Genomic DNA, 18,346 nt, shown 5'->3' with positions numbered 1-18,346 from the left:
GCCATTCGGCGCCGGAAGCAAGGTATCGGGCCTGCGGGCGATTGCCCAGCCGGTCCGGCCCGGCAAAGGTCCAATTCACAAGTGATCAGGGCAGCAGGGGGAGTAAGGCATGAGTTCAGGACGCATGACGGCCAAGCATGCGGTGATCACCGGCGGCGGTGCGGGCATCGGCCGGGAGACGGCATTGCTTTTCGCGGCCGAGGGTGCTGCGGTGGCGGTGGCCGATGTCGATGCCAGGGCCGCCGAGGCGACGGCCGGCGAGATCGCCGCGGCCGGCGGCAGGGCGATCGCCATCACGGTCGACGTGGCCGACCCCGATTCGGTGTCGGCGATGATCGCCGCGGCGGAACAGGGCCTGGGAGCGGTGGATACGCTGTTCAACAATGCGGGGGTCATGCTGAGCGGCGACAACGGCCCCGAAGATACCGAGCAGTCGGTTTGGGACCGCACCATCGCCATCAACCTGACCGGCGTTTTCCATTGCTGCAGATTCGGACTGCCGGCGTTGCAGCGGGCCGGCGGCGGGTCCATCCTCAACATGTCCTCCCTGGTGGCGGTCATGGGGGCGGCGGTGCCGCAACTCGCCTACACCGCGTCCAAGGGCGGAGTCCTCGCCATGACCCGGGAGATCGCCGTGCAGTACGGCCGCCGCAATATCCGCGCCAATGCCCTGCTGCCGGGGCCGATCGGCACCCCGCTGACCGCGCAGCTCTTCGATACCGAGGAGAAGCTGGAGCGCCGCCGCGTCCACATGCCCATGGGCCGCTTTGGCAAGGCGGTCGAGGTGGCGGAGGTGGCGCTCTTCCTCTGTTCCGACGCGGCCAGCTACGTGACCGGCGCCGGCTACCTGGTCGACGGCGGCATTCACGCAGCCTACGTCACGCCTCTGGACGCAGCCGAGGGAGACGCCGCCCCATGACTGCCATCCTCGGCGTGGACCTGGGGGCGGGCAGCCTCAAGGCGACCCTGATCGACGACGCTGGCGCGACCCTGGCCGAGGCCGCGGCGCCCATCACCACCCGGAACCCCAAGCCCGGCTGGTCCGAGCAGGACCCGGCGGAGTGGTGGCAGGCACTCTGCACCGTGGTGCCCAAGGTGCTGGAGAAGGCGGGCCTGCCGGCGGCCGACATCGCTGCCGTCGGCATCTCGGCCGGCGCTCATATCGCGGTGCTGGAGGATGCCGAGGGGCAGGTCATCCGCCCGGCCATCATGTGGAACGACCAGCGCAGCACCGCCGAGGCGGCCGAGCTGCACGCGCGCGCCGGCGACATGATCATCGCCAGGGGCCTCAACCGCGCCAACCCGACCTGGACCCTCTGCCAGCTCGCCTGGCTGCAGAAGCACGAACCGGAAGCCGTGGCCCGCACCCGGCGCCTCTACATCGCCAAGGACTGGCTGCGCAGCCGGCTCACCGGCGACTGGATCACGGACTATTCCGACGTTCTGGGCGCGCTTCTGTCCGACGTCGAGACCCGCGACTGGTCGCCGGACCTCTGCGGCCTGATTGATTGGGGCATGGAAACCCTGTCGCCGGTCGGCGCGCCCGAGGCGATCGCCGGGGAGGTCACAGGGGGCGCGGCGGCGGCGACCGGGCTCGCCGCCGGCACGCCGGTGGTGATCGGCTCCAACGACACCACGGTGGAGCTCTACGGCGCCGGCGCCATCGAGGCGGGGCAGGGGGCGATCAAGCTGGCCACGGCCGGTGTGGTCTTCCTGGCCTGCGACCGGCCGGAGGTGCATCCGCCGGTCTCTTGCTATCCGCACATCCTGCCCGGCCTCTGGTACATGGCCTCCGGCATCAATGCCTGCGCCACCGCGCACCGCTGGGTGCGCGACACCTTCTTCGCCGACCTGGCGCCGGACAGCGCCTACGCGGAGATGGACCGCCTGGCCGCCGGCATCGCGCCGGGCTCGGACGGCCTCCTCTTCCATCCCTACCTGCTGGGCGAGCGGGCGCCGCACTGGGACCCCAAGCTGCGCGGCGACTTCATCGGCCTGACCCTGGGCCACACCCGCGCCCACTTCGCCCGGGCCTGCTACGAGGGCATCGCCTTCGCGCTCAACGACGTGCTGCTGGCGGCCAAGGAGCTGTCGGGGGCGACCTTCGGCGACATGCGCCTGCTGGGCGGCGGCGCGCGCAGCGCCACCTGGCGCCAGATCATCGCCGACGTCACCGGGCTGACCGTCAAGGTGCCGGCCAACGGGGATGCCTCCTTCGGGGCGGCGCTGGTGGCCGGGGTCGGCGGCGGCGTTTTCGCCACGCCCGAGGCGGCGGTGCGCCGCTGCGCCAGGATCGTCGAGGAGAACTGCCCGGACGCCGAACGCCATGCCGCCTATGTGCGGCTCTTCGGGCTCTACGACGAGGCGCGGCGCGGCCTGACCGGCATCAACCACCGCCTCCACGACGGGGCCTGACGCGCCGGCGGGCTGCGCCGGAGGGTTGCAAGCAGGGGGGACTTCTGTCTCCTAACGAGCCTCGACCGGTGCGTTAGAGGCGATTATTGTGCAGGGTCGTTTTCCATTCCAGTGAAGGGGGCGTCCGCCCCCCGATCTTTCCGAACCGGAGTTTCCGATGTCTGGTCTTTTGAGTCTCCCGAAGCTGAAGGAAGCCGTTGCCGACGGCAGCATTGATACCGTTCTCGTCTGCATGGTCGACATGCAAGGCCGCCTGGTGGGCAAGCGCTTCCAGGCTGAGTTCTTCGTCGATACCGCCGAGGACGAGACCCATGCCTGCAATTACCTGCTGGCCGACGACATCGATATGGAGCCGGTTCCCGGATACCAGGCCGCCAACTGGGCGCAAGGCTACGGCGACTTCGCCCTCAGGCCCGACCTTTCGACCCTCAGGGTGCTGCCCTGGCTGGAAGGCACGGCCATGGTGCTGTGCGACGTACTGGACCATCACCGTCACGAGCCCGTTCCGCATTCGCCCCGGGCCATCCTGAGGAGACAGATCGAGCGCCTGGAAAAGAAGGGCTATAAGCCCTTCCTGGCCTCCGAACTGGAATTCTACCTCTTCGACGAGACCTACGAGAGCGCCCACCAGAAGCATTATCAGGACCTCAAGACCGAGGGCTATTACATCGAGGACTATCACATCTTCCAGACCACCAAGGAGGAAGAGGTGATGCGGGCCATTCGCAAGGGCCTGCAGGGCGCCGGCATCCCGGTGGAGAACTCCAAGGGCGAGTGGGGGCCGGGCCAGGAAGAGATCAACGTGCGCTACGACGCGGCCCTGCCCATGGCCGACAACCACGTGATCCTGAAGAACGCCTGCAAAGAGATCGCCCACCAGAAGGGCAAGGCGCTGACCTTCATGGCCAAGTGGAACTACGAACTGGCCGGCAACTCCTGCCACATCCACGCCTCGCTGTGGGACAAGGCCGGCAAGAAGCCGCTGTTCTTCGACCCCAAGGCCGAGTACACGATGTCGAAGACCATGCGCCAGTTCGTCGCCGGGCAGCTGAAGTACGCCGACGACATCACCTACTTCCTTGCGCCCTACATCAACTCCTACAAGCGCTTCCAGGCCGGCACCTTCGCGCCGACCAAGGCGATCTGGAGCCTGGACAACCGTACCGCCGGCTTCCGCCTCTGCGGCGAGGGTTCCAAGGCGATCCGCATCGAGTGTCGGGTCGGCGGCGGCGACCTCAATCCCTACCTGGCCTTCTCGGCGCTGCTGGCGGCGGGCCTTGCCGGTATCGAGGAGAAGCTGGACCTGCCGGCGCCGTACTCCGGCGACGCCTACTCCGGCGGCAAGAAGCTGCACGACATCCCCAAGACCCTGCGCGAGGCGATCGCGGCGCTGGAAAAATCCAAGATGCTACGCGCCGCCCTGGGCGACAATGTGGTCGACCACTATGTGCATACCGCCAAGTGGGAGCAGCTGGAATATGACCGCCGCGTCACCGACTGGGAATTGAAGCGCGGCTTCGAGCGTACCTGACCGGCCTTCGGGTAGGGCCGGCCGCGACGGAAGGGCCCGGCGTGCGGACTCTTTCGCCGTGCCGGACCTTTCCGGGGCTCTTGCCGTCCGGTCCCGGCAAGAGAGATCCTGCCGCAGTGTGATCCGGGGCGGTCGCCACGGCCAGGGCCACCCGCTCCGGCGGCTCCTGCCGGTCCCATCCAAACGATTCCCACCCAAACGATTCCCACCCAAGCGATGGCGGTGCGGGAACCGCTCTGCCGCCTGCGTCAACGCCGGCTCGGTGCCTGTTCAGGGATTGGTCCGCGCCGCTTGGCTGCGCCTTTTGCGCGAAAATTCCCCTTATGGATGTCGGAAAATAGCTTCCAGATCGGTCCGGAGCCGGCCTCAACGGGCGCCGTCTCGCTGCGCCAAGCCGCGGGAAGCCTGCGCGGGTCGGCCGATTGTTTGCGCCGCAATGGCTGCCGATTGCTGTGCGATGACAGAACGTTATCCTTCGTTGCCTGAGAGGCGAGGTCAGGTCTGTGGATAACTTCCCGGTACCTGCATAACGGGATTCTTGTTGTCGCTCTCTGGTGCCTGGGCTAATGTATACCACGAACCAGACGCCCTCGGCCGCACGCCGATGCAGTCCTTTCACGAAGCTTTTGACTCCGATGGTCGCCATGCTGCCGAGCAAGCTCGAATTCAAGCCGATCGAAAATACCTTCAGTTTGAAGGGGCATATCTACGAGACGCTGCGCGACGGCATCACGTCAATGAACATCTATGCCGACGACGCGGAACTGAAGCTCGACGAGCGGCAGCTCTCCGAGCAGCTTGGCATCAGCCGGACGCCGATCCGGGAAGCCTTGGCGCGTTTGGAGCAGGAAGGCCTGGTCACGGTCATCCCGCGCCGCGGTGTCTTCATCGTGCGCAAGACGCGCAAGGAAATCCTGGAGATGATCACCGTCTGGGCGGCCTTGGAGAGCATGGCCTGCCGCCTGATCACGGAGAAGGCCAGCGACCAGCAGATCGCTTCGCTGCGCAAGATCTTCACCTCCTTCGAGAACGGTCAGATGCAGGCCCACATCGACGAGTACTCTGACCGCAACATCGAGTTCCACCAGGCCATCCTGGAAATGAGCGGCTGCGCGCTGCTGAAGGAAACGGCGGATCGCCTGTTCCTGCACATGAAGGGCATCCGCGCGCGCACCATCAACGAGCAGGATCGCGCCAATCGCTCGATCATCGATCATATGCACATCATAGAAGCTTTGGAGGCGCGCGACGCGGAGCTGGCCGAGCGGCTGTCGCGCGAGCACACCCTGAATTTGGCGGCGCATATCGAAAAGCACGTCGACTATCTGGACTGAACGAATACCTGGCGGAAACCGCAGCCAATAGCGGGCCGCTTCGAAGGCAACATGGAATTATGGAGACACGCATGAGCGATCCGGCTCTCGACACGCTTGCTTCCGGCGAAGCCGCAGGACAGCAGGAGCTGACGGACGGCTTTCATCTCATCATCGACGCGCTGAAGCTGAACGGCATCAAGACGATCTACAACGTGCCCGGCATCCCGATCACGGATCTGGGCCGCTACATGCAGGCCGCGGGCCTGCGCGTTCTGTCGTTCCGGCATGAACAGCACGCTGGCTACGCGGCAGCCATCGCCGGCTTCCTGACCCAGAAGCCCGGCATCTGCATGACCGTGTCGGCGCCGGGTTTCCTCAATGGCCTGACCTCCCTGGCCCATGCCACGACCAACTGCTACCCGATGATCCTGATCAGCGGCTCTTCCGAGCGCGAGATCGTCGACCTGCAGCAGGGCGACTACGAAGAGATGGACCAGCTTGCCGTCGCCAAGCCGCTGTGTAAGGCGGCCTATCGCGTTCTTCATGCCGAGGACATCGGCATCGGTATCGCGCGTGCCATCCGCGCCGCGGTCTCCGGGCGCCCCGGCGGCGTCTATCTGGATCTGCCGGCCAAGTTGATGGGCCAGGTCATGGACGCCGAGGCCGGGCGCAAGTCCCTGGTCAAGGTGATCGACGCCGCGCCGGCGCAGATCCCGGCGCCGGACGCCGTCAAGCGGGCGCTCGATGTGCTGAAGGGCGCCAAGAAGCCACTCATCATTCTCGGCAAGGGCGCGGCTTATGCGCAGGTCGACGACGATATCCGCGCTTTGGTCGAGAAGAGCGGTATCCCCTACCTGCCGATGAGCATGGCGAAGGGGCTGCTGCCGGACGACCATCCGCAGTCGGCGGGCCCCGCACGCTCGCTGGTGTTGAAGGAGGCCGACGTCGTGATGCTGATCGGCGCCCGCCTCAATTGGCTGCTGTCGCACGGCAAGGGCAAGCAGTGGGGCACGGCGCCGAAGAAGTTCATCCACATCGACATCGATCCCAAGGAGATGGACAGCAACGTCGAGATCGCGGCCCCGTTGGTCGGCGACATCGGCTCCTGCGTTTCCGCCCTGCTGGAAGGCATGGGCGGCAACTGGGTGCAGCCGCCCGCCGAGTGGATCAACACGGTGAAGGAAAAGAAGGACGGCAACATCGCCAAGATGGCGCCGCGCCTGCGCAACAACAACGTGCCGATGGATTTCCACGGCGCGCTGGGCGCGCTGCGCGACATCATCGCCGAGCGGCCGGACACCATCCTCGTCAACGAAGGCGCCAACACGCTCGACTTCGCGCGTTCCATCATCGACATGTACAAGCCGCGCAAGCGCCTGGACGTCGGCACCTGGGGCGTGATGGGCATCGGCATGGGCCAGGCCGTCGCCGCGGCGGTGGAGACCGGCTGCCCGGTGCTGGCCGTCGAGGGTGACAGCGCCTTCGGCTTCTCGGGCATGGAGATCGAGACGATCTGCCGCTACAACCTGCCGGTCTGCGTCGTCGTCTTCAACAACAACGGCATCTATCGCGGCACCGACGTCAATCCCTCCGGGGGCAGCGACGCCGCGACCACGGTTTTCGTCAAGGATTCGCGCTACGACAAGATGATGGAGGCCTTCGGCGGCGTCGGCTATTACGCCACCTCGCCGGACGAGCTGAGCCGCGCCGTCAAGGAGGCCCTCGACTCCGGCAAGCCGTCCCTGGTCAACGCGGTGATCGACGAGAAGGCCGGCACCGAAAGCGGCCGCATCGGAAATCTCAACCCGCAGAGCGTGGTTTCCAAGAAATAATCGGGCTCGCGCGAGCCAGCTATTCAGATACAGGAGCAAAAGATGAAAGCTCTCGAAGGCGTCCGTATTCTCGATTTCACCCACGTCCAGTCCGGCCCGACCTGCACGCAGCTTCTGGCCTGGTTCGGCGCCGACGTGATCAAGGTCGAGCGTCCGGGCGTTGGTGACGCCACCCGCGGCCAGTTGCGCGACATTCCCGATGTCGACAGCCTCTACTTCACCATGCTGAACCACAACAAGCGGTCCATCACGCTCAACACCAAGAGCGAGAAGGGCAAGGAAGTGCTGACCAAGCTGGTGCAGTCCTGCGATGTGCTGGTCGAGAACTTCGCTCCCGGCGCGCTGGACCGCATGGGCTTCGGCTGGGACGACGTGCAGAAGATCAACCCGCGCATGATCTACGCCTCGGTCAAGGGCTTCGGCCCGGGCCCCTATGAGGACTGCAAGGTTTACGAGAACGTCGCCCAGTGCACCGGCGGCTCGGCTTCGACCACCGGTTTCCTGGACGGTCCGCCGACAGTCACCGGCGCTCAGATCGGCGATTCCGGCACCGGACTGCACCTCGCCCTCGGCATCGTGACGGCGCTGTTCCACCGCGAGAAGTCCGGCAAGGGCCAGCGCGTCCTGGCGGCCATGCAGGACGGCGTGCTGAACCTCTGCCGCGTGAAGCTGCGCGATCAGCAGCGCCTCGAGCACGGTCCCCTGAAGGAGTACAGCCAGTTCGGCCAGGGCATCGAGTTCGGCGACGCGGTGCCGCGGGCCGGCAACGACTCCGGCGGCGGCCAGCCGGGCTGGATCCTGAAGTGCAAGGGCTGGGAGACCGACCCCAATGCCTATGTCTACTTCATCACCCAGGCGGCCGTCTGGGGCAACATCTGCGACCTGATCGGCAAGCCGGAGTGGAAAGAGGATGCGGGCTACGCCAAGCCGGAGGCGCGCCTCGACAAGATCCCGCAGATCTTCGACACCATCGAGGAGTGGACCAAGACCAAGACCAAGTTCGAGGTCATGGAAGCCTGCAACCCGCTCAACATTCCCTGCGGCCCGATCCTCTCCATGAAGGAACTGGCCGAGGAGCCGAGCCTGCGCGAGACCGGGACCATCGTCGAGGTGGACCACCCGGAGCGCGGCAAGTACCTGACCGTGGGCTGCCCGGTGAAGCTGTCCGCCTCGCCGGCCGATGTCCAGCGGTCGCCGCTGCTGGGTGAGCACACCAATGAGATCCTCAAGGATGTGCTCGGCCTCTCGGACGAAGAGGTACAGGAAACTTGGGCGAGCGGAGCGCTCGGCGACACGCCGGAGCAGGCTGCCGCCGAGTGAATAATTCGCGTCGCGGCGGGACCAGACGCCGCGATGCGAGGTAATGCTCATCGATAACCGAGAGCATTGGTCTAGAGAGATACGGGGAATACGGGATGCGGATTGTCGTCCACGGCCAGCAGGCCTTCGGAAAAGCGGTGCTCGAGAAGCTTCTCGAGCGAGGTGAGAACGTCGTCGGCGTGTTCTGCGCGCCGGACAAGGAGGGGCGGCCGACCGACCCGTTGAAGGAGTTCGCGCTGGAAAAGGGCCTGCCGCTGCACCAGCCGTCGTCGTGGAAGACGCCGGAAGCGGAGGAACTGATGCGTTCCTTCAACCCGGACCTCTGCGTCATGGCCTACGTGACCCTCTTCGTGCCGCAGCCCGTGATCGACCTGCCGACCAAGGGAACCATCCAGTACCATCCCTCGCTGCTGCCGCTGCACCGTGGCCCCAGTTCGATCAACTGGCCGATCATCATGGGTGCGAAGCAGACCGGGCTGACCATCTTCGAGCCGGACGAGGGCCTGGACGAGGGGCCGGTCATCATGCAGAAGACGGTGGACATCGGCCCCGACGACACCCTGGGAACGTTGTACTTCAACCACCTGTTCCCGATGGGCGTCGACGCCATGTGCGAATGCGTCGACTTGGTGCGTGACGGCAAGGCTACCAAGACGCCGCAGGACCACAGCAAGGCGACCTACGAAAGCTGGTGCCGCAAGGCCGATGCCGAGATCGACTGGTCGAAGCCTGTGGACGAGGTCTATAACCTGATCCGCGGCACCAACCCGCAGCCCGGCGCCTGGACCACTTGCAACGGCAACGAGCTGAAGGTCTTCGACAGCCGCAAGGTCGACGGTTCCGGCGAGCCGGGCACCGTCCTGGCAGTGGACGGCGACAGCTTTACGGTTGCCGCCCAGGGAGGCGCGATTCGGATCGAGCGTGTGCGTCCGCACGACGACAAGAAGATCTCCGCCGGTGACTTCGCGGCGAAGTCCGGCCTTGCCGAAGGGGCAAAACTCGGCGGCTGAGCAGGAAGCGTTCCGGCCCGCCGAGACAGACAGCAATCATTAGAGAACAGGCAGAATAGCGCTATGCCCAAGTCCGACATCGAAATTGCCCGCGAAGCCAACATGAAGCCGATCACCGAGATCGGCGCCAAGCTGGACATGCCGGCGGAGGCCCTGATGCAGTACGGGCCGACCAAGGCGAAGGTCAGCTTCGACTATCTGGAGTCCATCAAGAAGAACAAGGACGGCAAGCTGATCCTGGTGACGGCGATCTCCCCGACGCCGGCCGGCGAGGGCAAGACCACCACGACCGTGGGCCTGGGCGACGGCCTGAACCGTATCGGCAAGAAGGCCATGATCTGCCTGCGCGAGCCTTCGCTGGGCCCCTGCTTCGGCATGAAGGGCGGCGCCGCCGGCGGCGGCTATGCCCAGGTGGTGCCGATGGAGGACATCAATCTTCACTTCACCGGCGATTTCCACGCCATCACCTCGGCCCACAACCTGCTCTCGGCCCTGATCGACAATCACATCTATTGGGGCAACGAGCTGGGCATCGATGCGCGCCGGGTCGCCTGGCGCCGGGTGCTGGACATGAACGACCGGGCGCTGCGCGACACCATCACCTCCCTGGGCGGAGTGGCCAACGGCTTCCCGCGTCAGACCGGTTTCGACATCACCGTGGCCTCGGAGATCATGGCGATCTTCTGCCTGGCCGACGGCCTGGCCGACCTCCAGAAGCGCCTGGGCGATATCGTCATCGCCTATACCCGCGACCGCAAGCCGATCTATGCCCGCGACGTGAAGGCCGACGGCCCGATGACCGTGCTGCTGAAAGACGCGCTGATGCCGAACTTCGTGCAGACCCTGGAGAACAACCCGGCCTTCATCCATGGCGGCCCCTTCGCCAACATCGCCCACGGCTGCAACTCTGTTTCCGCCACCAAGGCGGCCCTGAAGCTGGCCGACTACGTGGTCACCGAGGCAGGCTTCGGCGCAGACCTGGGGGCGGAGAAGTTCTTCGACATCAAGTGCCGCAAGGCCGGCCTCAATCCCGAGGCCGTGGTCATCGTCGCCACGGTGCGGGCACTGAAGATGCACGGCGGGGTCGCCAAGGACGCTTTGGGCGACGAGAACGTCGACGCCTTGAAGAAGGGCTGCGCCAACCTGGGCCGGCACATTGCCAACGTGAAGAAGTTCGGTGTTCCGGCCGTGGTCGCCATCAACCGCTTCATCAAGGACAGCGAAGCGGAGCTGGCGGCGATCCAGGAATTCGCCGAGAGCCAGGGCGTCGAGGCGGTGATCTGCGAGCACTGGGGCAAGGGGTCCGAGGGGACCGAGGAACTGGCCAACAAGGTGGTCGGCCTGCTCGATGCCGGCGGCGCCAAGTTCGCGCCGCTCTATGACGACAAGCTGCCTCTCTTCGAGAAGATCGATACGATCTGCAAGGAGATCTATGGCGCCTCCGGGGCCATTGCGGACAAGAAGGTGCGCGATCAGCTCAAGCAGTGGGAGGACGAGGGCTACGGTAACCTGCCGGTCTGCATGGCCAAGACGCAGTACAGCTTCTCCACCGATCCCAACCTGCGCGGCGCGCCGAGCGATCACGCGGTGCCGGTGCGCGAAGTGCGCCTTTCCGCCGGAGCCGGCTTCATCGTCGCCATCTGCGGCGAGATCATGACCATGCCGGGTCTGCCGCGCGTGCCCTCGGCCAACAGCATCCGGCTCGACGATGCCGGTCAGATACAGGGTCTCTTCTAGGGGCCGCTTACAACCCTCGGCGGCCGGCAAAGGGATGGCGAGAAATCCCGGCCGCCGAAGGGGCCGGTTGACACCTGCAAGAATAAGCCGAAGCAGGCTTACAGGGAGGAATCTGGATGACTTTGCGTTCGATCTTGGTGCCGGTTCGTGGCGACGGTAAGGGGGAGGGCGTGCTGGATCATGCCTTGAGCCTGGCCAAGCGTCACAATGCACATCTGGAAGTGCTCCATTGCCGGCCGAAGCCCGAGGACATGATCCCTTACGGCGTGCCGATCCCCTCCAGCCTGCGCAAGAGCATCGTGAGCTCCGCCAGCAGCCTCGCCGACGAGGAAGAGGAGAAGATCCGCAAGCTGTTCGATGACTACTGTGCGGATCGCGGCCTTCCGGAGGTCGACGGTTTTCCGTGGCCCCAGGACGCCGTATCCGCCACCTGGCGGGAAGCCACCGGCAAGCAGGCGAACGTGATCGGCCTGCGTGGGCGCCTGGTCGATCTTATCGCGGTGCCGCAGCCCGACCACGAGCAAGGCTTGGGCCTCAACACCCTGCAGGCCGCGCTGCTGGAGTCGGGCAAGCTGGTACTCATGTGTCCGGCGAAGCCGGTTTCGCAGTTGGGCGCCAAGATCGCCATCGCCTGGAACGGCAGCGGCGAGGCGTCGCGCGCCATGACCGCCGCCTTGCCGGTCTTGAAGAAGGCGGATGCGGTGGTGATTCTCGCGCCTTCGGGGAAGGCTCTGCCGATCTCCGCCGAGGAAGCGAAGGTCTACCTGGAAACCCACGGCGTTTCCTGCAGCTTGCAGACGTTCGAGCGGGGCTCTTCCTCGGTGGGCAAGGCGCTGCTCGAAGTCGCCAGGAACGCCGGCGCCGACTGCCTTCTGATGGGCGCCTACGGCCAGAGCCGGCAGCGCGAACTGATCATGGGTGGAGTGACGCAATATGTTGTCGATCACGCCGACCTGCCGATCCTGCTTATGCACTAGAGGGCGGAGGCGTTCCGACCTCCGCCGTCGGCCGCTCCGCGGGGCGGCCGCAGAGGGCAGGTAATGCCGTACCGTGCGACACCGGCCGTCCGGCCTTGTCCGCCAGGCGGGACGGCCTTGCCGGCTGCGTCCCTATCAACTTGTGGTTTAATTTTCAGACCAATGTCATTCCTCGCCGCTCGCGCCGGGTCGGCGTATGCTTATGCCCGGCGCGCGGCCGGCGCATTCGATGGTGCGCCTGCGAAGGGGTGTGGTCGCCCCGCGCGGGAAGCGGTGCCGGGGTATCCCGGAACATGCGGTCTAACTATTTGCTCAGTATTGAGAAACACAGAGAATGAGACATCTCTAAGGCTCAAAGTCGTAAAATGCCGCAGTGCAATAAAGGCCGCTAATTCCTGTTTCGACGATAAGAAGAGTAGACCTGGACCAAACTTGCCGGTATTTTGTATACCACACACCATGGATGGTCGTGTTGCGCCTATGGAACGCTAAGAAATAAGGAAAAGGATAAGGTTCAAGGTTCAGTTTGTTCTAGGGTTTCAACCCTATGGGGAATACCCTGAACGCCTATCCAAAACCACGGGAGGTAAATCAGCATGACAGTTACGAGAAGAGCTCTGACCGGCTGCGCGCTTGCGCTGGGCCTGAGCGTCGCGGTGTCGGGCGTCGTAACGCCGGCCCAGGCGTGGGAACCGAAGAAGCCCGTTGAGATGATCATCATGGCGGGCACTGGCGGCGGCGCCGACCAGCTCGCGCGTCTGATCCAAGGCATCATCGACCAGAAGAAACTGTCGCCACGGCCGTTCATCCCGATCAACAAGCCTGGTGGTTCGGGGGCCGAGGCCTTGCGTTATCTCCAGGACAAGGCTGGCGACGATCATACGGTTCTGGTCACGCTGAACAGCTATTACACCACACCGATCATCAACGAGGGCCTGGGTGTCGACGTGACGAAGTTCACGCCGATCGGCCTGATGGCGCTGGATACCTTCCAGCTTTGGGTGACCTCCGACAGCGGCATCAACTCGCTGGACGACTGGGTGAAGGCGGTGAAGGCGGCTGATACCTGGAACGTAGGCGGCACCGGCAAGGGCCAGGAGGATTCGATCCTCTTCGCCATGCTGCAGGCCGAATACAACATCAAGAACATCACCTACATTCCCTTCCCGGGTGGCGGCACCGTGGCCAAGAACCTGATCGGCAAGCACATCGCTTCGACGGTCAACAATCCCTCCGAGCAGATGGCTTTCTACAAGGCGGGACAGAGCAGGCCGCTGGTTCAGTTCACGGACGAGCGTCTCGCGGCCTTCCCGGACGTGCCGACGGCCAAGGAACTGGGCCACGACATCGTCTACTTCATGCAGCGGTCCTTCAATGCGCCTCCGGGCATGTCGAAGGAAGCTCAGGAGTTCTACATCGGTCTCTTCGAGAAGGTCTTCAAATCGGACGAGTGGCAGAAGTTCTGCACCGACGAAGGCCTGATGTGTGACAACTGGGTTGCCGGCGACGATTTGGCTGAATTCCACAAGAAGCAGCTGGCGCGCCACGAAGCTCTGATCGCGAAGGTCGGAGCCAAGGCCATCACCGGCGAGTAACTCACGTTATGGGGAAGGGGGAGTGACCTCCGGATCGCTCCCCCGTTCCTTGCGCAGTTGCAGCGGCCCTGCGGCCGCATCCGGACCCAACTCAAAGCTGTTCAGGTCTGTTCAGATCGTACTCGAAGCTGTGCGTTTTAAGGAGGCGCCGGTATGACGGTTCGTACTGCCGAAATCTTGGTCGCGGTCATCCTCGCCATCATGTCCGCCGGGATCATGTGGAAGAGCACGGAGCTCAACATCGGCTGGGTGCCTAAGAGCGGCCCTGGCGGCGGCGCTTGGCCTTTCTGGCTGGCAACCGGAATGCTGCTGTGCTGCCTCTGGACGATCTTCAGGTGGTTCCGCCGGGTGACGCCGCAGTCGCGCTCGGAGGAGCCCTTCATCTCCATCGATGCTTTGGCCGTCGTGGCCCCCGTCGCGGTGGGCTTGGTGCTGCTGTTGCTGGCGACGCACTTAGTCGGCATGTACATCGCGGTCTTCCTGTTCATGATCGCCTTCGTCCGTTTTCTCGGCCGTCATTCCTGGACCATGACCATGTCGCTGGCGATCGGCGCACCGGTGGTCATGTTCTGCCTGTTCGAGTGGGCGTTGAGCACCCCCTTGCCGAAGGGCCTGTCCGCACTCGAGCCGCTCTACTACCCGCTCTACGACCTCATCTACTGACTTCTGGCTCGGGCATATCGGTGGTATGCGCCGGGGCCGATGTCCGGGTCGCATACGCAGAGATCAAATAAGGAAACGCAGGCGGTAATCGGACATGGAAACTATCATCGAACCACTCATGGGCGGCCTGCTGGAGGCTGTTCAGCCGATCAACCTCACGATGATGGTCGTGGGCTGCATCGTGGGCCTCTTCGTCGGCGCCATGCCGGGCCTGGGCTCCGTGAACGGCGTCGCCATCCTGTTGCCGCTGACTTTTCTGGTGCCGCCGAATGCCGCCATCATCTTCCTGGCAGCGATCTACTACGGCGCCATGTACGGTGGAGCGATCTCATCGATCACGCTTGGGATTCCGGGAGCATCGACGGCCGTGGCGACGGTCTTCGACGGAAGACCTCTGGCCATGTCGGGCAGGGGCGACCAAGCGCTGATGGCCGCCGCCTTGGCGTCCTTTATCGGCGGCACAGTGTCCGTCGTGCTGTTCACCCTGGCCGCGCCGCCGCTGGCCGCCTTCGCCCTCAAGTTCGGCCCGCAGGAGGAATTCGCCCTCATGGTGCTGGCCTTCGCCACCTTCGTAGGCCTGGGCGGTGACGACATTCCGAAAACCCTGTTCTCGATCTTCATAGGTCTGGTGTTGGCGACGGTCGGCTTCGACATCATCTCCGGCAAGCCGCGCCTCGTCTTCTTCGACCTCTCCGCCTTCCAGCGCCAGATCAGCTTCCTGGTGCTCGCCATCGGCATCTACGGCATCGGCGAGATCCTTTGGACCATGGAGACCAGCGGCGGCAAGATGCAGGTCAACTACGTGAAGTCGACCTTCAGAAGCATCGTCGAGAACGTGAAGCGGGCCAGGGAGTACTTCTTCACCGCGGTGTGGAGCGGCCTGCTGGGATACTTCGTGGGCATTCTGCCGGCGGCCGGCGCCACGCCGGGCTCGCTGATGGCCTACGGCCTGGCGAAGACCTTCTCCAAGAACCCTGAGGCCTTCGGCAAGGGCAACGTCACCGGCGTCGCGGCGCCTGAGTCGGCGAACAACGCGGCCTCGACGGGGTCCATGCTGCCGATGCTGACGCTGGGCATTCCCGGCTCGCCGACCACGGCGATCCTGCTGGGCGGCATGATCATCTGGGGTCTGCGCCCCGGACCGCTGCTCTTCGTGGAGCACCCGGACTTCGTCTGGGGCCTGATCGGCTCGCTCTACATGGCAAACATCTTCACGGTCATCATCAACATCGCCTTCATCCCGGTCTTCGTGAAGGTGCTGGTGATGCCTTTCACCATCCTGGCGCCGATCATTTTCGTGCTGTGCCTGGTCGGCGGCTATTCCCCGAATGCGCTGCTGTCGGACGTCTGGCTGATGGTGCTCTTCGGCGTTGCCGGCTACATCCTGCGCAAGCTGGATTACCCCGTGGCGCCGGCGGTGCTGGCCATCGTGCTCGGCACCCTGGCGGAGCGCTCGCTGCGGCAGTCGCTGCTGTCCTCCCAGGGCGATCCCATGACCTTCGTGGAGCGTCCCATTTCCGGCATCATTCTGCTCTGCGCCGTCGGGCTGATCCTGGTGCCGGTGATCCGGAAGTTCCTGCCCAAGAAGGAGGCCGCTACGGCCGGCGCGTCGGAAGGTTGAGAAGGCGGGGGCGGGCCCGCGGCTGTGCGGGCCTGTCCCTCCCCAAAAACACCCTGGTCGCGGGCCTGGCGGATCGGATATCCATGGGTCCCGGTCAGCGTTCGAGGGGATAAAACGATTGCTGGTGGGAGGGCTTCTGGTATACCATATGCCAGAAAGCCAAATGCCGGGACCTCGTGAGAAAACGCTGTCTTAGTCATTGATTTTGCTTTCAAGGATGATGAGGCGGGCGGATCCATGAACCTCCATGAATACCAAGCCAAGGAACTGTTGCGGCGGCATGGTGTGAACAGCCCCGCCGGCCGGGTAGCGCGCAGCGCTGATGAGGCGGCTGAGGCCGCCCGGGCCATCGGAGGCGGCCGCTGGGTCGTCAAAGCGCAGATCCACGCCGGGTTGCGGCAGGACGCCGGCGGAGTGCAGCTCTGCGAGTCGCCGCAAGCCGTGGCCGACGCGGCGGCGGGCCTCCTGGGGCGCCGCCTCGTGACGCCGCAGACCGGCGCCAAGGGCAAGCTGGTGCGTTCGGTCTACGTAGAGCAAGCCGTCGATCATGACCGCGAGATCTACCTGGCGGCCCTGGTCAACCGCTCGGCGGGGCGGGTGGCGATTATCGCCGCGCGCGAGGGCGGCAACGATATCGAGGCGCGGCTGGCCGCGGCGCCGGACAAGATGCTGACCCTGGAGGTCGATCCCCTGGGCGGATTGCAGGACGCCGCCGCGTCGGCTCTGGCCGGAAAGCTGGGGTTGGAGGGCGCGGCCGCCGATCAGGCGGTCGGCCTGATGAAGGCGCTGAACGCGGCCTTCCAGGACTTCGACGCCAGCCTCATCGAGATCAATCCGTTGGCGGTGACCGCTGCGGGGGAACTCTTGGCCCTGGACGTCAAGATGGTGCTGGACGACAACGCCCAGTTCCGCCACGCGGACCTGGCCAATCTGCGTGACGAGGAGGAGGTCGATCCGGCGGAACTCGAGGCGCGGGACTACAACCTCAATTACGTCCGCCTGGAAGGCAATATCGGCGTCATGGTCAATGGCGCGGGGCTGGCGCTGGCCACCGTCGATCTGCTGACGGAGCAGGGCGGCGAGCCCGCTGACTTCATGGACGTGCGCCCGGAGGCGACCCGCGCGCAGATCACCCATGGCTTCAAACTGCTGCTGCGCAATCCGGAGGTGCGCGCCATCCTGGTGAACATCTACGGCGGCGGCATCCTGCGCTGCGACACCGTGGCGGAAGGCATTGCCGCGGCCTGCAAGGAGGAAGGGCTGCGCGTGCCGCTCATCGTCCGCGCCGCGGGGACCAACGGCGAGTTGGCGCGCAAGATCCTCATGTCGCAGGGCGTTCCCGTAACCTTTGCTCAGAGCTTGGGCCAGGCAGCCGCCAAGGTGGTGGAAGCCGCCGGCAGGAAGGCGGCGTGATGGCGGTTCTCATCGACAGCGACACCAAGGTCATCTGCCAGGGCTTCACCGGAGCCCAGGCGACCTACCACATGGAGCGCGCCATCGCTTATGGCACCAAGGTCGTGGGCGGGGTGGTTCCGGGCAAGGGCGGGCGCGGGCATCTGGGCCTGCCGGTCTTCGACACCGTTGCCGAAGCCCGTGCGGCCACCGGCGCGACCGCCTCGGCGGTCTTCGTGCCGCCGCGCAACGCGGCCGACGCCATCATCGAATCGATCGATGCCGGCATGGAGCTTCTGGTTTGCGTGACCGAGCGCATTCCGGTGCTGGACATGGTGCGCGTGAAGCAGCGCCTGGAAGGCTCCAACACCCGTTTGATCGGCCCCAACTCCCAGGGCATCATGATTCCGGGGCGCTGCAAGATCGGCGTCATGCCGGCGCACCTGGAGCGCCCGGGCAAGGTCGGCATCGCCTCGCGTTCGGCCTCGCTCACCTCCGAGGTCATCGAGCAGATATCGACCTACCGGCTCGGCCAGTCGGCCTCCATCGGGATCGGCGGAGACCCCGTACACGGCATGGGTTTCGTCGATTGCCTGAAGCTGTTCTTCGAGGATCCGGATACCGAGTGCGTTGTACTGCTGGGAGAGATCGGCGGCAGCGACGAGGAAGAGGCCGCCGCCTTTCTGAAGGCCAACCCGGCGCCCAAGCCGGTCGTCGCCTACGTCGCCGGCCTGCACGCCCCGACGGAGCGGCGCATGGGCCATGCGGGTACGGTGAACGTCTTCGGCCAGGGCGATGCCGCGGCCAAGATCGGCGCCTTGCGGGCGGCCGGTGTCACCATCGCGACCTCGGCGGCGGAAATCGGCCTGACCGTGCGTCAGGCGGCACGGGCCTGAGAGATCATTCTCCCAGGGCGGCGTGCAAATACGGAATAAAC

14 protein-coding genes are annotated in these 18,346 nt (G+C 65.1%); all 14 read left to right on the top strand.

The window, feature by feature from the left end; all coding sequences use genetic code 11:
* The first annotated feature begins 109 nt into the window (after positions 1 to 109).
* Positions 110 to 919 (top strand): SDR family oxidoreductase, encoded by an 810-nt coding sequence (locus tag AAFN88_RS16325; protein ID WP_347521475.1) that lies wholly within the window; start codon positions 110 to 112, stop codon positions 917 to 919.
* On the top strand, positions 916 to 2,415 hold the full coding sequence (gene xylB, locus AAFN88_RS16320) for a xylulokinase (protein WP_347521473.1): 1,500 nt from the start codon (positions 916 to 918) through the stop codon (positions 2,413 to 2,415). Before AAFN88_RS16325 ends, xylB begins: the two co-directional genes overlap by 4 nt.
* Before the next feature lie 157 nt (positions 2,416 to 2,572).
* Positions 2,573 to 3,946, top strand: coding sequence for a glutamine synthetase family protein (locus AAFN88_RS16315; protein ID WP_347521472.1), 1,374 nt, complete (start codon positions 2,573 to 2,575; stop codon positions 3,944 to 3,946).
* Positions 3,947 to 4,581: 635 nt separating this feature from the next.
* Complete coding sequence (locus AAFN88_RS16310) at positions 4,582 to 5,280, top strand: GntR family transcriptional regulator (protein WP_347521471.1); 699 nt, start codon at positions 4,582 to 4,584, stop codon at positions 5,278 to 5,280.
* 71 nt (positions 5,281 to 5,351) lie between these two features.
* Complete coding sequence (gene oxc, locus AAFN88_RS16305) at positions 5,352 to 7,094, top strand: oxalyl-CoA decarboxylase (RefSeq protein ID WP_347521470.1); 1,743 nt, start codon at positions 5,352 to 5,354, stop codon at positions 7,092 to 7,094.
* A 42-nt stretch (positions 7,095 to 7,136) separates the two neighbouring features.
* Positions 7,137 to 8,414 carry a formyl-CoA transferase gene (frc, locus tag AAFN88_RS16300; protein WP_347521469.1) on the top strand — a complete coding sequence of 426 codons (1,278 nt, stop codon included), beginning with the start codon at positions 7,137 to 7,139 and terminating at the stop codon, positions 8,412 to 8,414.
* Positions 8,415 to 8,509: 95 nt separating this feature from the next.
* The gene (locus AAFN88_RS16295; RefSeq protein ID WP_347521468.1) at positions 8,510 to 9,424 is read left to right on the top strand and encodes a methionyl-tRNA formyltransferase; all 915 of its coding nucleotides are present in this window, start codon (positions 8,510 to 8,512) and stop codon (positions 9,422 to 9,424) included.
* A gap of 63 nt (positions 9,425 to 9,487) precedes the next feature.
* Positions 9,488 to 11,161: a formate--tetrahydrofolate ligase gene (locus AAFN88_RS16290; RefSeq protein ID WP_347521467.1), complete on the top strand. Its 1,674-nt coding sequence runs from the start codon at positions 9,488 to 9,490 to the stop codon at positions 11,159 to 11,161.
* 116 nt (positions 11,162 to 11,277) lie between these two features.
* The gene (locus AAFN88_RS16285) at positions 11,278 to 12,138 is read left to right on the top strand and encodes a universal stress protein (RefSeq protein WP_347521466.1); all 861 of its coding nucleotides are present in this window, start codon (positions 11,278 to 11,280) and stop codon (positions 12,136 to 12,138) included.
* Positions 12,139 to 12,734: 596 nt separating this feature from the next.
* Entirely contained in the window at positions 12,735 to 13,733 is a 999-nt protein-coding gene (locus tag AAFN88_RS16280; protein WP_347521465.1) for a tripartite tricarboxylate transporter substrate-binding protein, read from the top strand.
* A gap of 153 nt (positions 13,734 to 13,886) precedes the next feature.
* Positions 13,887 to 14,396: a tripartite tricarboxylate transporter TctB family protein gene (locus AAFN88_RS16275; protein ID WP_347521464.1), complete on the top strand. Its 510-nt coding sequence runs from the start codon at positions 13,887 to 13,889 to the stop codon at positions 14,394 to 14,396.
* 94 nt (positions 14,397 to 14,490) lie between these two features.
* A complete protein-coding gene (locus AAFN88_RS16270) occupies positions 14,491 to 16,017 on the top strand; it encodes a tripartite tricarboxylate transporter permease (RefSeq protein ID WP_347521462.1) in 1,527 nt (508 codons plus the stop codon).
* A 237-nt stretch (positions 16,018 to 16,254) separates the two neighbouring features.
* Positions 16,255 to 17,430: an ADP-forming succinate--CoA ligase subunit beta gene (sucC, locus tag AAFN88_RS16265; protein WP_347521461.1), complete on the top strand. Its 1,176-nt coding sequence runs from the start codon at positions 16,255 to 16,257 to the stop codon at positions 17,428 to 17,430.
* Entirely contained in the window at positions 17,430 to 18,305 is an 876-nt protein-coding gene (gene sucD / locus AAFN88_RS16260) for a succinate--CoA ligase subunit alpha (protein WP_347521460.1), read from the top strand. Before sucC ends, sucD begins: the two co-directional genes overlap by 1 nt.
* Positions 18,306 to 18,346: the final 41 nt, after the last annotated feature.

Origin of the sequence: Pelagibius sp. CAU 1746 (assembly GCF_039839785.1) — a bacterium.
GTDB lineage: Bacteria > Pseudomonadota > Alphaproteobacteria > Kiloniellales > Kiloniellaceae > Pelagibius.
This window is presented reverse-complemented; position numbering and strand designations above follow the sequence as displayed.

Coding starts and splice junctions, on each gene's coding strand:
- AAFN88_RS16295 (WP_347521468.1), top strand. CDS start 8,510: ATGCGGATTGTCGTCCACGGCCAGCAGGCCTTCGGAAAAGCGGTGCTC.
- AAFN88_RS16290 (WP_347521467.1), top strand. CDS start 9,488: ATGCCCAAGTCCGACATCGAAATTGCCCGCGAAGCCAACATGAAGCCG.
- AAFN88_RS16280 (WP_347521465.1), top strand. CDS start 12,735: ATGACAGTTACGAGAAGAGCTCTGACCGGCTGCGCGCTTGCGCTGGGC.
- AAFN88_RS16310 (WP_347521471.1), top strand. CDS start 4,582: ATGGTCGCCATGCTGCCGAGCAAGCTCGAATTCAAGCCGATCGAAAAT.
- sucC (WP_347521461.1), top strand. CDS start 16,255: ATGAACCTCCATGAATACCAAGCCAAGGAACTGTTGCGGCGGCATGGT.
- AAFN88_RS16315 (WP_347521472.1), top strand. CDS start 2,573: ATGTCTGGTCTTTTGAGTCTCCCGAAGCTGAAGGAAGCCGTTGCCGAC.
- AAFN88_RS16325 (WP_347521475.1), top strand. CDS start 110: ATGAGTTCAGGACGCATGACGGCCAAGCATGCGGTGATCACCGGCGGC.
- oxc (WP_347521470.1), top strand. CDS start 5,352: ATGAGCGATCCGGCTCTCGACACGCTTGCTTCCGGCGAAGCCGCAGGA.
- xylB (WP_347521473.1), top strand. CDS start 916: ATGACTGCCATCCTCGGCGTGGACCTGGGGGCGGGCAGCCTCAAGGCG.
- AAFN88_RS16275 (WP_347521464.1), top strand. CDS start 13,887: ATGACGGTTCGTACTGCCGAAATCTTGGTCGCGGTCATCCTCGCCATC.
- AAFN88_RS16270 (WP_347521462.1), top strand. CDS start 14,491: ATGGAAACTATCATCGAACCACTCATGGGCGGCCTGCTGGAGGCTGTT.
- frc (WP_347521469.1), top strand. CDS start 7,137: ATGAAAGCTCTCGAAGGCGTCCGTATTCTCGATTTCACCCACGTCCAG.
- AAFN88_RS16285 (WP_347521466.1), top strand. CDS start 11,278: ATGACTTTGCGTTCGATCTTGGTGCCGGTTCGTGGCGACGGTAAGGGG.
- sucD (WP_347521460.1), top strand. CDS start 17,430: ATGGCGGTTCTCATCGACAGCGACACCAAGGTCATCTGCCAGGGCTTC.